Annotated in this window: 22 protein-coding genes; all 22 read right to left on the bottom strand. The window is 45.8% G+C overall.

The annotated features are described in order from the left end of the window. Positions 1–110: 110 nt before the first annotated feature. Positions 111–497, bottom strand: coding sequence for a hypothetical protein (locus JOD01_RS19410; protein ID WP_204520126.1), 387 nt, complete (start codon positions 495–497; stop codon positions 111–113). A 278-nt stretch (positions 498–775) separates the two neighbouring features. Next, a complete protein-coding gene (locus JOD01_RS19405) occupies positions 776–1,288 on the bottom strand; it encodes a hypothetical protein (protein ID WP_338028583.1) in 513 nt (170 codons plus the stop codon). 98 nt (positions 1,289–1,386) lie between these two features. Beyond that, positions 1,387–1,803 (bottom strand): hypothetical protein, encoded by a 417-nt coding sequence (locus JOD01_RS19400; protein ID WP_204520125.1) that lies wholly within the window; start codon positions 1,801–1,803, stop codon positions 1,387–1,389. Continuing rightward, positions 1,803–1,955 carry a hypothetical protein gene (locus JOD01_RS19395; protein ID WP_204520124.1) on the bottom strand — a complete coding sequence of 51 codons (153 nt, stop codon included), beginning with the start codon at positions 1,953–1,955 and terminating at the stop codon, positions 1,803–1,805. Before JOD01_RS19395 ends, JOD01_RS19400 begins: the two co-directional genes overlap by 1 nt. A 3-nt stretch (positions 1,956–1,958) precedes the next feature. Further along, positions 1,959–2,369: a hypothetical protein gene (locus tag JOD01_RS19390; RefSeq protein ID WP_204520123.1), complete on the bottom strand. Its 411-nt coding sequence runs from the start codon at positions 2,367–2,369 to the stop codon at positions 1,959–1,961. Positions 2,370–2,393: 24 nt separating this feature from the next. After that, positions 2,394–2,537, bottom strand: a complete 144-nt coding sequence (locus JOD01_RS19385; RefSeq protein WP_204520122.1) for a hypothetical protein — start codon at positions 2,535–2,537, stop codon at positions 2,394–2,396. Next, entirely contained in the window at positions 2,537–2,740 is a 204-nt protein-coding gene (locus JOD01_RS19380) for a hypothetical protein (protein WP_204520121.1), read from the bottom strand. Before JOD01_RS19380 ends, JOD01_RS19385 begins: the two co-directional genes overlap by 1 nt. Before the next feature lie 18 nt (positions 2,741–2,758). Beyond that, positions 2,759–2,938, bottom strand: coding sequence for a hypothetical protein (locus JOD01_RS19375; protein ID WP_204520120.1), 180 nt, complete (start codon positions 2,936–2,938; stop codon positions 2,759–2,761). 14 nt (positions 2,939–2,952) lie between these two features. Next, positions 2,953–3,792 carry a hypothetical protein gene (locus tag JOD01_RS19370; protein WP_204520119.1) on the bottom strand — a complete coding sequence of 280 codons (840 nt, stop codon included), beginning with the start codon at positions 3,790–3,792 and terminating at the stop codon, positions 2,953–2,955. Further along, positions 3,793–4,701, bottom strand: a complete 909-nt coding sequence (locus JOD01_RS19365) for a type II secretion system F family protein (RefSeq protein WP_204520118.1) — start codon at positions 4,699–4,701, stop codon at positions 3,793–3,795. Continuing rightward, complete coding sequence (locus tag JOD01_RS19360; RefSeq protein WP_239565600.1) at positions 4,698–6,047, bottom strand: ATPase, T2SS/T4P/T4SS family; 1,350 nt, start codon at positions 6,045–6,047, stop codon at positions 4,698–4,700. Before JOD01_RS19360 ends, JOD01_RS19365 begins: the two co-directional genes overlap by 4 nt. Further along, positions 6,001–7,173, bottom strand: a complete 1,173-nt coding sequence (locus JOD01_RS19355) for a hypothetical protein (protein ID WP_204520117.1) — start codon at positions 7,171–7,173, stop codon at positions 6,001–6,003. The genes JOD01_RS19360 and JOD01_RS19355 overlap by 47 nt, the downstream gene beginning before the upstream one ends. Continuing rightward, positions 7,170–7,967, bottom strand: a complete 798-nt coding sequence (locus tag JOD01_RS19350) for a CpaB family protein (protein WP_204520116.1) — start codon at positions 7,965–7,967, stop codon at positions 7,170–7,172. Before JOD01_RS19350 ends, JOD01_RS19355 begins: the two co-directional genes overlap by 4 nt. 15 nt (positions 7,968–7,982) lie before the next feature. Then, positions 7,983–8,849 (bottom strand): hypothetical protein, encoded by an 867-nt coding sequence (locus tag JOD01_RS19345; protein WP_204520115.1) that lies wholly within the window; start codon positions 8,847–8,849, stop codon positions 7,983–7,985. A gap of 5 nt (positions 8,850–8,854) precedes the next feature. Continuing rightward, positions 8,855–9,619, bottom strand: a complete 765-nt coding sequence (locus tag JOD01_RS19340; protein WP_204520114.1) for a hypothetical protein — start codon at positions 9,617–9,619, stop codon at positions 8,855–8,857. Between the two features lie 152 nt (positions 9,620–9,771). Beyond that, entirely contained in the window at positions 9,772–10,050 is a 279-nt protein-coding gene (locus JOD01_RS19335) for a hypothetical protein (protein WP_204520113.1), read from the bottom strand. Between the two features lie 106 nt (positions 10,051–10,156). Further along, positions 10,157–10,774 carry a DUF4046 domain-containing protein gene (locus JOD01_RS19330; RefSeq protein WP_204520112.1) on the bottom strand — a complete coding sequence of 206 codons (618 nt, stop codon included), beginning with the start codon at positions 10,772–10,774 and terminating at the stop codon, positions 10,157–10,159. 100 nt (positions 10,775–10,874) lie between these two features. Next, positions 10,875–11,360: a hypothetical protein gene (locus JOD01_RS19325; RefSeq protein WP_204520111.1), complete on the bottom strand. Its 486-nt coding sequence runs from the start codon at positions 11,358–11,360 to the stop codon at positions 10,875–10,877. Next, entirely contained in the window at positions 11,357–11,770 is a 414-nt protein-coding gene (locus JOD01_RS19320) for a TadE/TadG family type IV pilus assembly protein (RefSeq protein WP_204520110.1), read from the bottom strand. The genes JOD01_RS19325 and JOD01_RS19320 overlap by 4 nt, the downstream gene beginning before the upstream one ends. After that, the gene (locus JOD01_RS19315; protein ID WP_204520109.1) at positions 11,767–12,258 is read right to left on the bottom strand and encodes a prepilin peptidase; all 492 of its coding nucleotides are present in this window, start codon (positions 12,256–12,258) and stop codon (positions 11,767–11,769) included. The genes JOD01_RS19320 and JOD01_RS19315 overlap by 4 nt, the downstream gene beginning before the upstream one ends. Continuing rightward, positions 12,258–12,431, bottom strand: a complete 174-nt coding sequence (locus tag JOD01_RS19310) for a pilus assembly protein (RefSeq protein ID WP_204520108.1) — start codon at positions 12,429–12,431, stop codon at positions 12,258–12,260. The genes JOD01_RS19315 and JOD01_RS19310 overlap by 1 nt, the downstream gene beginning before the upstream one ends. A gap of 68 nt (positions 12,432–12,499) precedes the next feature. Further along, positions 12,500–13,399, bottom strand: a complete 900-nt coding sequence (locus JOD01_RS19305) for a type II secretion system F family protein (RefSeq protein WP_239565599.1) — start codon at positions 13,397–13,399, stop codon at positions 12,500–12,502. Positions 13,400–13,500 lie beyond the last annotated feature (101 nt).

Raw genomic sequence — 13,500 nt, 5'->3', positions numbered from 1 at the left:
TGGTCACCGAAAAACTTCTCCAAGTCGGGGTGAAGTCCTTTTTTTATGCTCAGAAAACCTTGTTGCTCAAGGGTTTAGATTTATGCAAAAGGCTCATTTTACAAAGAATTTTAATCGTCATTGAAAGTACGGACTACAAGTTCCTTACTTCTATCAGAGCTATCGATCGAGTGTCTACTCATAAATATTTCGGCACCATCCCAAGTGTATCGGCATTCGGCCAAGCTTTTATCTCTGTCATATTTATAATCGCTCATTTCATCCTCGTCTTCCCACATTTCCAGTCTGACCGCAACGTAATTTTCACCATTTGGGTTCACAAAGTCTGTTTCAGCTTCCGCTTCATCATCGTCAAAAACATTCCAATCGACATCTAGCATGACATCAGCTTCTAGATCTTTATATTCGATTGTGTCGGTTTGTCTCTCCGCATACGCAGAGTGTGCAGTGGTCAATAAGGCAATCGTTGCAGCAATACCCAGGAACTTCTTCTTCAAAATTGTTTCCTCCCTAAATATTGATCTTCATACCTTGGCCAAAGTTGGATAAGGAAATATTTGTAATTATTTCCTTATCATGTTTTCTATTTTAAAAAAATAGATTTGAATATTTTGTCGAAAATTGCAGGAATAAATAAGTTTTTATTTTGGTAATATTTGGTCAATGGTCTGGTTCCCTTTTCCTGTCGATGCCTGCGATTACTGTCCTGCTGGATCAATTCGACGGAATGAAGGAGAAGTCTCTTGCGAAGATCCCGTTCACAAAATCATTTTACTCACCACTTCACTTCCTCCACGCTGACGATGGGAATGGCATGGCCTGGCAGGAATGGCACCAAAGGCGGTTCTTCCAGAAAAGCGACGACAACCAGCGATGGTCCGACCATCTTTTTCGGGGCTAATTGAAGCTCCTCTCCTGATGCAGTAGTGAACGTTACCCGCAATTCCCCTCCAGCCGTTCTTTCAGGACCATCCTCTGCCTTTTCAATAGCTAACCCCTCTTGCCGTTGTCGAACAAACAAGTGCAAATCTTTTCGCCAATCTTGAAAGCCAACATAATAGTGCACAAACGATACCGGGGCGGAGGTAACGCTGTTCGCAGACGGGACATAGGCGTCTTCAACTCGCTCGTATCCGCCATTGTCCAACATCCGCTGGTCAAACTTGGCCATCGCTTCCGCTTCGGTCAGTTCAATGATCCCTTCTGTTTTCAGTTCCTGATCAACAGCAAACGTGGCATGATGATTTGCCAATTCCAGCAACGCCTTCATTTCTGCTTTCTTTTGCACAGCCAAATCCGAATCGGTAACAAACAGGCCAATTAATAGGAAAAAAAGGAGCATCGTCATTGATAGAATTTGAACAGCCGTTTACAGTTCCTCCTATCCTACAGATCGTAATCCATTACATTTATCGTCCCTGTTCGGACGATGACAATCGGTTTATCCCATTCGGGAAAGAGTTCGGTCATGCGCGGAAACGGCATTTCCATCCGCAATGTAAACTCGTCTTCATGGCTCCACAGTTGTTCATCCGCAGCTTTTGTGCGGGAGACTGCCAGTTTCAGCTCGTCCTCCTTTAGTTCATACCTCTTGGATGCAAGCTCCATTTCAATAAAAGCACGCGTGCTCTCTAAAACTTCCGCCTCGCTTCTTCCCCCGTGATTGCTGATAAATTTGACCGTTGCAAAGCTAAGTTCGTGCAATTCCGCCCGCATTTGCGCGACGATATGCAGCTGGACAATCCCCACCGGAACAAAGAGCAAGACTATCACCGATAGAATCGTGGTAATCAATTGTCCCATCAGCTTGCTCCATACCAGACGACATGTTCAAACAGCCGTTGAAAGAAAAGCCGGCATGCGCCAAACAGATTGTTCGGTCCATCAAACAAGACGGTAACAGAGATCGGCAATACAATGACCATTAATGCTAAAACGGATATGAGCTTTGTCAACGGTTACCACCCCGGGGCAAAATATTCGGAAGGGCGAGTGCCGGAAAAACGGAACTCTGTCTCTCCCTGAAAATATTGATTTATCCATTGCGATATTATTGAAGGGCGAACGGTCATAGCGATGGTGACCGTTTCATTTTTTTCCTTGCGGGCCCGGTTTGCTTCATCGAGTGGCCACGTTCCCCCAAAAAAACCGCCTGGTTGCTCTCCCCAACCCAATTCGTACATTCTTGCCTGATAGTAATCGGCAAGCTCAGGGTCGAGATAGCCGATATCCTGCATATCATCAGCCAAGTCTGTATAAATGCTGCGGGCGATTGCTCTCTCCAATGCGTACATTTCCATACAGACGATCATGGAAAAGACAAAAACGATCACCGCTAAACAGACCAGAAATACTTGGAGTTTTATCATCGACGGTTCCCCCATCAACTGCTTCTAGTGAAAAGAGAGATAGGCCACCTTTTTAATCCGCAAATCTTGACTGCTTGTCCATGATTCAAGCGGATAGGAATTCCAGATGAATACGGACAGCGTTCCCACCATGACCAGCAAAATCAATAACACCAATACATTGGTCATCAGTTGCCCTCCGTATATGTATTTCCGTTTTGCATAATAAACTCAACCTCTCCATGATTAGCGTCATAATTCAGCGATGATACGGAGTTGTGAATATTGCTGGCAGAATCGTTTGCTGCCGGACTTAATTGGTTGCCGTATGAACTTACGCCGATTCCCAAGACCATAATGCATGCAAGAAAAATGAAAAACATCTTTGACATGGAGCCTCTCCCCTTTTTTTATTCGTTATTATCCTGTTCATCCTCATTCATTGCCGGTACTGCCTTGTCAATCCAATCAACCGCACGATCGCGCAAGCCCCCATCTTTTACGATTGAGCTGTTTACTTTTCCCATGCTTGAGACGATAATCCCCAGCGTAAACACCAAACAGATTAAAATCGCAAAAAGTTTTGTCAAACAGCTTCTCTCCCTTATACCAAATATCGATCCAAAATCTCCGACAACAGTTTGTACCATGGAAACATCGTGACAATCAGACCAATATAAAAAGCGGGATAGACGATCACACTGTAACCGATCCCCAATGACTTGATTTTTTTGCGGTGCATATACATTTTACGCCGATCAATCGCCCATTCCAGCCTCTGCATATTTAAAACCAGCTGATCGGCAGTAAGCTGCTCGACGGTACGGATATTGGATATGAGAATAACCGCATCATCAACACCCAATTGACGTTTGAATGTTTCCAATGCCTCGTCTCGGTCCCGATTCCATTCGGACAGAGAAGGAAGGTAGTATTTTAATTTTCGCGTTGGCCTCGCCGCCTTGACCATGGCCATGTATGGCGGAACTTGGTTTTCCAGCAAGTTAATGTAACGATTAATGAAGCGGGCAATATCGGTGCTGAGAATCTCTTCCCGTTGCCCAGCCCAAAGCTTGAGAAAGAAGTAGGGCAGCCAGAAAAGGACGCTGGGAACAAAAATAAAAGTCAACAGCGGAAACGGTTCGTTTTGGCGAAACAATGCAGTGATCAAAATGAGCAGCATACCGGTGCAACCGAAGGCAAGCTGCGTTAACATCCACTCCCCTTTCCCCCAGCCAAATGGCCGACCTGCTCTGCGCAGCAATGAAGACCAATTCTCGCTCTGATTTTTCTCCAATTTTTGAATCCACAGCAGCCATAATGCCCTGCTAAAAAAGAAGTTTCTTGTCCAACGCTGAACGATCAGCCGCAAAGCGGAAAAGAAGGCGGTAAAGAGCAGAACAGAACCGATTGCGATCAACAGATACATGAGATAAAGCTCCATTTAACCGTTCCTCCTCCCCCAAATAAATGCTAATAATATGGAGAAAAACCATATCGTCGCCGCTAAAGAAAGCAACGCCTGCCCGTCCGGGGTAAAGAAGTAGAGACGATAGCTTTCTTTCAGCAAAGTTTGATTGTAAGGAATTAATAAAATACAAATGGCGATGACCGCCAGCAAGCTAATCCAAATTGCATAGATTTCGCTGTTCCTCTCCTCTTTTTCGTCTTGCTGCATAAACATCTCATTGGTAAGTCGTATTAATGCGCTTTGGATATCGGCTGTTTCCCCTTCCAACCCGCTGATAATATAGGTTGCAAAATCAAATGCCCAATGGTGATTAAGCCGCTCCGCGAATGATTCAACCGCCTGAATGGAATTGCCGCCATCACTCAATTTGTTATTAAGGATGATCAGCTCCTGCTGAAGCTCCTTCGGGCATTCCGGAACCATTTCCCGAAATGTCAGTACAATATTTTTTCGACTGTTGTAATAACGCGCAAAAAGGTCGACAAACTGCCCAAACGATTTCACCATTTGATTAACTCTCAGCGTATACCGCGCGTAAAGGATCAGCGACGGGGTCAGTAGAAGCAGCAAAAACAACGTCAGTGAAACAATGGCATTTCCCGACAGCAAGCCTAGCAGAAAGCCAAGAATCGAACCAATCAAGGAGATGGCCGCGTATTCCAACGGACCAATTTTCCCGCCTGCTACGCTGCACCAGGTGCTATAGCGACGATAAAAGTATTGGCCGGTTTTATCCTCCAGCAACTTCTTTTGCAATTTGATAACGGCTTTTGGATAGAACACCTTTGACGTATGCCACGCCCGAACAAGGACAAACCCCAAAAACGTAAAGAAAACAGTTAGGCAGAGCGCCATCGGAACTAACAAAAGCATCGTATTCATATCAATCTACCCATTTTGGTCAAATTCAGCTCTCTTAAAATATCCAGGTCCGCTCGTCCCATATAAACCATATACTCTACCAATTCCGCGGGAATGTGTTTGCCAGTCCATTCATACCGATGTGCCTGTTGATCCCAATAAACCAGCGGAACGGATTCTGCTCGCCCCATACGCTCATTCCACTCTGTAACCTGAATGGCATCGATATAGCGGTGTCCATTGTTTCGATATTTAAGGGAGTCGACAAAATTTACCGCCCGACTGATTCTCTCCTGTGTCAGTTCGACGCTTCTGCCTCCATAAGAGTAAACAAGATCGGTCAAATCATTGAGGACTTGGTGAGGAAAACGCTCGTGCAAAGCCGCAATCGTGGCATCCGTACCGCGAATCCCCGCGTTGATAAAATGGTAGGCTTCAATCGGCTCCCTGATCTCTCCAATCAGGATGGTGTTTGCCGTCGTTCGATACATATCCTTGAAACAGTTGGAAAGTTCAATTCCGATTTCCTCGACGTTTTGCAGTTCGATTACCTCACCGGGCCAAACATCAGCAAAACGGATTTCGTGCTCACTTTCATAAATCGTAATGAAATCGGTCGCGGGATTTTTTAATTTGAGCATACAGATCATCAATGTTGTTTTTCCGGCAGCCATCGGCCCGATCACAAGAATGTTAGCTCGCCCATAAACCTGTTGTTCGATCAAAGCTTGTACCTTTTCGTCAAACATTGGCAACGGGCTCAACCGCAACTGATCGAGAGAAAAAGATGGTGTCGTAAATCGCCGGACAATTATAGTGGGTATCCGTGAATAGGGAAAAGTAAACATGGTCAACCTGGCCTTTAGCCTTTCCAAATAACCGCTTAGTCGAGGCTTTTTTTCATTAAAAGTCAAACCCGCAGCATTGGTTAGCTTCTGCTGGAGTACTTCCACCTCTTGCCAGGTCGGGCAATAATCCAAAAACTTTTTAACCCCTTGTTCTATGTAAGCTACTCTCCTGTCTGCCGATATTCTTACTTCCTCCACCCAAGGCGACAGATGCAAGACAACATCAAGTATGCCCCATCCGTAAGTAGCAAAGGTGATCCCTTCGTAGCTGTTGGCGTACGGCAATATTTGCTCTGTAACCGGCCGTTTGATCACTTCCTCAAAAAAGTGCTGCAGCTGAACGGTGATGTGCGCTTGACTGTCCCGATCTCCTTGCTCGGCAAGAGTCAGTATCTTTTGCATCTCCATTTTTTCTTCTTTGGTTTTTCCATAGAAATTTAAATAGTCGCGGGCGGCTTGTTTAATCTCTTCCTTACTCGTTAACGACAGATTGTTCCAATTTGCGCCAACTGTTTTCATATGTAAGCCGACGCACCTCCTCGCTTTCTTCTTTTTCTATGATTTTATTTAAACTGTGCACATACGACTTCGGCGGGAAAACCTCCTCAACAAGAATGCTTTTGCTTCGCTGAGCCTCAACCATTCTGATCGTGGGGATTCTTGGCACCGCCCCATATACAGGGAATTTTGCGTATATGCTGCGAAAATCCGATGTTCCCGTTTCAACGTGGCTTATAAAAAGCTCCGTTTCAACTTTTCTCTGCTTCCAGCGGGCCATCCATCGCACGGCGTGTTCCAGATTGGAGGGATCGGCCCGGACAAAAAACAAGTTTTTGTCGGAGTCACGCAATAGCCTGTATAGTCCCTCCGTTTCAGGAAAGCAATATCCCCAATCTAAAAAGATGTGGGAAAAATTCCTTTTTAGTGCCGTCAGAAAATTGGAAAGTTCATAACCTCCCCATTGATAAGCAGCACTTGCATAGTAAAGATTTTTATAAAATCGGTGTTGTTGAAATACTCCACGCCAGTCACGCTGCAAAGAAAACTTCTGTTCCATCAAGTCAGGACGGAACAAAGCAATCTGATGCTGATCGAGCTTAAAAAAGGAGCTTAGATCAGGTTTTACATGGTTCATGTCGATGATCGCAATGCGCTTCTCTGGGTATCGTTTGCCAAGCAGTACAGGATAATTAACGCAAAAAGTTGTGACACCCGCGGAACCGTGGCTGAGCAAACCATACACTTTACCGCGTTGCTCATCAGCTGAATCCGTCGGTGATTCCCGCTTGTCCAGCCCTAACAGAAGGCTGATCTGTTTGCGAATTTCTGTCTGGGTCAAGGAAGCCCGGAGCAAATAGACATTTGGGGCTTGCAGGTCGCGGTATATTCTCATTGCCAGTTCTTCCTCATGCTGCAGTGGAACAATAATGACGGGAACCTCTACAGGGAAAAGCTGTCTGATGGTCGGCATCCATTGCCATACAGGTGTATCAAACATTTCCGTAAATAGAATGACTGCTTCTGGTGTGTATGCAGCCGCTCGTTTATAAAATATTTCTTCATTTTCACCAACCAATACTTCACTGTGAGCCGGCATAAATGCGTTGACCAATGTTTTTGACGGGTAGGCGACCAATAGTTTCAATCTTTATTTCCCCCCATGGCTGTTCTAAGAACATGTCCAATTTGAATTGTTCCGTAACGCATCGCTTCTGTTAAAATCCGATACTGCTCATCCGTAAGGTTGAAGCCTACATACGCCGGAACGGAAGAAGGCTGTGAGCGGTAATCGTGGTATCTCCGCTCGGAATCGACGAGATTTTTTGCCTTCGAACCATGAAATAAAGGATTTCCCAACTCTTCCGCATTGGGGATAAGATTAGGCTTTAACGTATAGATTTCAATTCCGTTCGTATCTTTGACCGTTACCAATTGGCTTTCAAACAGAAAGTCAGCGGCAGCATCGGTTATGGAAAAGTGCATCGGCGGTGGAACATCGATCAATTCATCGCGCGGTTTATACCTCACCCAGATTTTGACGAAATCCCCTTTACGCAATTCAGTGATCGGCATCAGGCTGTTAATCGGAAATTCATAGCGGGCTTCATTCTTCTTCGGCAAAAGATAGTTGTCTTGAAGTTTTTGCGCAAGAAGCTGTTCACCGGAAAAGATCGTCTGAATGCTCTGTTTGCCCAAGACACTTTCAATCGTTTGAAACGATCCGTCCATAATTTCATCTGTCTCTTCCAATACCAGTACCACATCGTCGCGAGTTATCGGTTCATATGGCTGTATCTCTTTCCCGTTGGCCACCTTGACTACCGGTGCAAATAATTTCTCTTCTACCAGCGAGTCAATATATTGTGTCGCGGCGAAGAAACAGATTAGCGCCAATACCAAAGAAATGCTGCTAATTGCAATCAAGGTTTGTTTTTTCATAAAATCCTTCCTCTTTCAAAAACGAGCCAGTTTGTCGAAATGCACACTCTCATCTGGATAGCGTTCCAGAAAAAGCTGAGCGGCCAGTTGCGCTTCGCTCACTTTGCAGGCTTCAAAATGAGGCATTACGGCATGTATACCCTTTGGCTCGCTGCTCCAAAAGGATAATGTTCCCTCAATCTTTCGGATAATTTTATGATCCGATAAGGCTGCGTTCCATCTATTTGCGATTACCTTAATTTTCTCGTTTCCTTCCTTCCACACAGCCGGGGGGGATTCCGTTAACACCAGCCTGGACAGTCTGGAGAAGTCTGCGTCAAGGACAAACCAGACCTCATCCGCTACGCCCATGATCCACTCAGCAGCCTCTCCTCGCCAATGCGAAGACAAATCAATGATTAACAGTTCAGGATCTCTGCTATTCTGCAAAAACCAGTTCATTAATTCCGGTAAAGCACTGTTGTAATTTGTTGGTTCCGGCTGAAAGACTCTTACACGCAACCGCCCATTTAGCAGTCGGATTTCTTGTTCCTGACTGGTAACTGCCCCCGGTTTGCGCGTGCTTCTGCTCTCGCTGTCCAGTGCGAAGTAAAAATAGCTGTGCTGCTCGGGGAGTTCACACAGTACTGTCTGCAATGATTTTTCCGCCTGACAATAGGAAAAATTGCCGGCAAGAAAACTGGCCCCGGCTTGCGGATAAAAGCTGGCGATCGCAATCACCCGCTTGATGGATCGATGGGGTTGATCAAACTGCTTGTCCGAAGCCGCTGTCAGTTTTTCTTTTAATCTTTTCCATGTGTCCTGCTCGGCTTCAGTGAGCGCCATCCCTTGTTTTTCCAATTCGCGAAACTGGTCTACGAATTGTTTCACTTGATTAAACATATGCGCTATCCAACTTGTGGAGATTTGGCCGGTTTCACTTGTATTTCCCTGGATGCCAAGTATTGTTTGAATTTTTCAACCATCGCCGCTAATGTAAGCTGCTTGCGGTGATAGTAGTAAATTTTGCGGATTCGCTCCCGTTCCCGGGGAGTCAGTTCGGGTTTTACTTGATGGATCTCGTCAAACAACAACGATAATTCAAGATTGTTCGGTCTTCCCCGCCGGGGCGGTTGATCCATCATTTGTTGCGCCCGCTGATGAAATGCATGGGGATGTTCAATCAACCATGAATCGACGAGTAATTCTATGTCGAGATGTGTGCGAATCCCTAATTTCATCAAGTATCGAAAATACATAGAGGAAGTACGCGCCTTTCTGTTTTTCCATCTGGCCATAAAACCTGTGGGGGTCGTTAAATATTTTGTCAGATCATGAATCAGCTCTTCTCTTGAGCGCGAATGACAATGAGCTACCGTCGTTTTTACGAGCGCGAACAACAGGTCGTGATAACCGTCTTCCTCTCTCTTGCTGCCATATTGCCGGAGGAACCACTCATCAACAGCCGCATCAAAGTCTTTTCGGCAATTGGCCAAATTCAACTCTTCCAGATGATCGTAAAATGCATCATGTCCAATCATAGCGACCACTTCTGCCTGATAAACTTCAAAAACATATGAAATGAAAGCTCCTTTAAACTCTTCCAAATCCAACAACCCCTGATGATGCTCATAGCAGCGATCTACTAACTCCATTGCGCTATTGGCCAGCATGAAAATTCCTCCTTATCTTACAAATTTATACATTTGATTCCATTTTCCTACATCAAACGTCCCTCGTCAAATTAAAAATATCGAATATTGGCAATTGTCTGGTCGACCCGTCTTGCGCTCAGCAGCACAAGACGGACCAATGTTGGGAAGAGTCAGTCTACATAAAAGTAGAGTTCCTCTCCTGTCGGCAAGAGAAGAGCAATTCTCCCCTTGCGTTCCGTGACAGTTGGGATGCTTTCCAGCACCAGCATCCCGTCATTGATAATAATCCGGCTGCCAAATTGACGAATCGATTCAATTTGAAAAGCCTCGCGGGGCAATCTCTCCACCGAGAGACACTTGCCCGGTTTGTGCTTTTGGTAGATGAGCCTTTTTCCCAAAAGCAACCCCATGCTGGTGGGAACTTCCTGGTGAGCTTCAACTGTTGCCATCCGCAACTCCTCCTTTCTCACCGGTAATAACGGCCGTTTCATTTGCTTATAAGCCCATGAAACTTACCTTAACCGTAAAAAAAGACAGAGGTGCAGGCAAATATTTTTAGTCGACTCTCCATAACTCCGGGTCGGCCAATTCCGGATACATTTCTGTCACCAAATCAAAAGGGGAGAAAAACAGCGTATCGACCAATATTTTCAGTTTATACTTGCGGAGAATGGCATAGGCAGTTTCTGTTTTCGCAAACATTTGTGGAATTTGCCGTATATCGGTTAGTCCGATCAACTCACGCCACATATAATCAAAACAGATTTTTGCCCGCTCTTCCCCCTTTACCGCTTGGAAATAATGCGGGGGAAAGTGTCTGCGCCGGCCTGCCAACACTTCCTGGTACACCCATAATACTTTTTCCTTCTCGGACGGCCGCGGCAAGTAAGGATACGCATATTCGACCATGTAGTACACATCGTCCGCTTTTGCTTCAATCGGCGGTTCGATAAACTCCCGAACCAGGTGCAGCTTCAATTCCTTGACATCGGACCAGCTCAATTCTGCCCGCGCCTGTTCCGGCGTCCATTGTTTTACCTGTTCAAAGGCATAGCGCAGCACGGATTGAATTTTTTGTTTCCGGTACTGTGCATCTTCAAATTCATACGGTGAAAAACGTTTTTGCTCACCGCTTAAAATTTTTTTATACCGATCAATGATCGTAGAAGGCATCATTGATTCCTCCTGTCCCCGACTGGAATTTACTGTCAAGTTATCATGCCGTTTTGGGACAAAAAAAGGAACCGGTCGATCTCCTTTGATTGACACAGTATTACACTTCCGACTGTGACACTTTTTGAAATGTTAACCGCAATGCATCCCACATCAACACCAGTTCTGTTTGCAGTTCAATCCGCAGGTGATAAATCCCTTGCGCATACAAGTAATGCAGATTTCCTTTTTGGTGGGTTATTCCCTTTACCTTGCCTGATTTCTCTAAACCGGATTTATTGAGATTCACTAATATTTCCGCTTCCTCCCTTGCTCCGCGAATAATCTCGACCTTCTGCTGATTCGCCTCCCGAGTAGTGGCAAATAGCCTCGCCTCACCCTTGTATACTCCTTTTCCGGCAGCCCTCGCCCCCTTTGTAACCAGATCGGCAGTTTGCTGGGTTCTCATCTCCGCGACGGATGCTTGTCCGATCAGAAGCAGGATAGAGATCAAACCACACATGCAAAAGAGAAAAAAAAGCGTGGTTAACAAAATTGCTCCACGCTCGTTCGTTAGTTGCCGCCTAAGTCTCCTATACAGTTTCATGGCAGCCCTCCCGCGTTTTCAATCATCATCTGGTAGGACTCCATCAGTTCATACGGTTGACCCGTTGCCAACAGACGGAAACGGATGGATGCCACCGCCTTAAAATGGTTGCCTTTTTGCCAACTTCCGACGGGCTTTATTCGTATATCGCTATCTGTAATGCCGATCGCCTGGCTTAACTCTTCTTCTCCCCGACTGCTGGCATAATATTGGGCCAAGCCATAATTCGGCTGTACGGAAGCAATTCTGCCCGCCTCATAGGCAGCCGAAAGAGCCTTCTGCTTGTTATACAGGATCGTAAACTGGTCAAAGGTAAAGACAATCAACATCCAAACAAGTGGAAACGTCAAAATAAATTCAACAAGCTGACTGCCGCGTTGATCCTTGAGCAATTTGGTTAACCGATTCATTTTAAAACCTCAGCCATCTTGATAAACAGAAAGGCGAACAAAAGGTGTACCGCATAAGGAATCGCCCATGCCGACTTTTCCACTGATGGCAGCCAAAGCATACGGTGACTCACCCAGCCGATCGCCGCCAAACGCAAATTGTACAACAGTACCCGCCATCTCGTCGGCATGAGGAGTGCGGCAAAGATGCAGGAACATAGCGAGTAAATGAATAACGTATAGACTTCTCCGCCGCCTGTCCACGCTCCCACAGCCATCAACAGCTTTTGGTCACCCATTCCCATCCCTCTGCATAAAACAGGCAAAACCGTCAGCAGAAAGGCAACGCACAGTCCAACCAATGACCGCCAGCCATTGCCTTCGCTTGTTTGGACCAGCAAGCCGCTGATCAGAAACGGCCAGACTAACTTGTTTGCGATTTTTCGCTTGCGCCAATCTGTCCACCCTGCAAGAACCAATAGCAAGAATACAGGAGCATCGGCAAACATCAGCTGATTTTTTTCGTCAGTTCCTTGATTTTTTTATCTTCCGTCTCCCCCAAATCGACCAACGCCGGGATGATCAGGATCAAGATGACCGCTACGATAATCACCATTTCCACGATTGTGACGCCATCTTGCTCTTTGACAAACCTTTTTGCATAGTTTTGAATTGCTTGCATTTGATAACCCTCCTTTGGTTTTGTTATCTTTACTTTTGCAAAAGACAGTCATCAACCGCAAAAAAACTTTACAAATTTTCCCTGATTCCGATAAAGGCCGGACCCATCACGAGAAATAGCAGCGGTATTCCCATAAAAATAATCACAAACGGCAGCAAGCGGATGCTCAAACGGTTGACATAGGTTGCCGCTTCATCCTCTTGTTGCTTTAATTGTTCCTCAATTTGCAGCGCCAACATCGGAGCAATGCTCACCCCTTTTTTTAACGCTTCACTAATCTCCATTGCGATTGATACAAAACTGTCTACGTCCCAGCGGTAAGCCAATTCTTCCAGCGCCATTCGCCAATTTCCGTATGACTTTTCCGCCAGTTCCAAATGACGCAACTCCTTGCCGAGACGTCCCTCGAATCGCCTGGCAACCGTTTTGACCGCTTGATGCACGGGCATTCCTGATTGCACCAGAGATTGGACAATGCTGAAAAAGACCGGAACCTGCTGTCTGATTTCCGCTTTCGCCCGCTCATCTGCCCAGACCAACAGCTGGGTCGGCAGAAAAAATGCGACAAGGGACAACACAGCCGGGATAAGTTGGGTATATGCAAACTCTGCTCCTCTGTACAACTGCCCGATCATGAACATCAAGGAAAGCAAAAGACAGCTGCCCGTCACCAGCTTGGCCAAAATCACTTCCTCCAACGTTACACCCCATTGCAATCTGGAGATTATCTCCATGATTTTTTGGCGATCGATCCCGAACCACTGTACCAGTCGATTGGTCAAGCGCGGATTCTCCTGCAGACGGTTGACTCCCGGCCAGTTCCTTGCCCTGCCGACAAACGTCTGCTTGTACTGCCGGTAGCGTTCTACCTCCAATCTTTTGGTTAAATCCGTCGCCATGCGCGCCACGAAACAGCCCGGCAAGAGATAGAGCAGTATTGCGATTCCCGTCAGCAAACTGATAATCAAAATGCTTTCCTCCCACTATAAATTAATGTTATCTCTCGTTTACTCACTCGTTCTTAGATTTTCATCCATTGACTATTTAGAGAGTTGGGGAAATCATGTAT

Origin of the sequence: Brevibacillus fulvus (genome assembly GCF_016908525.1) — a bacterium.
In the GTDB taxonomy this organism is placed as follows: Bacteria; Bacillota; Bacilli; order Brevibacillales; family Brevibacillaceae; genus Brevibacillus_G; species Brevibacillus_G fulvus.
The sequence above is the reverse complement of the archived record's forward strand: the minus strand, read 5'-3'. Positions and strand labels throughout refer to the sequence as shown.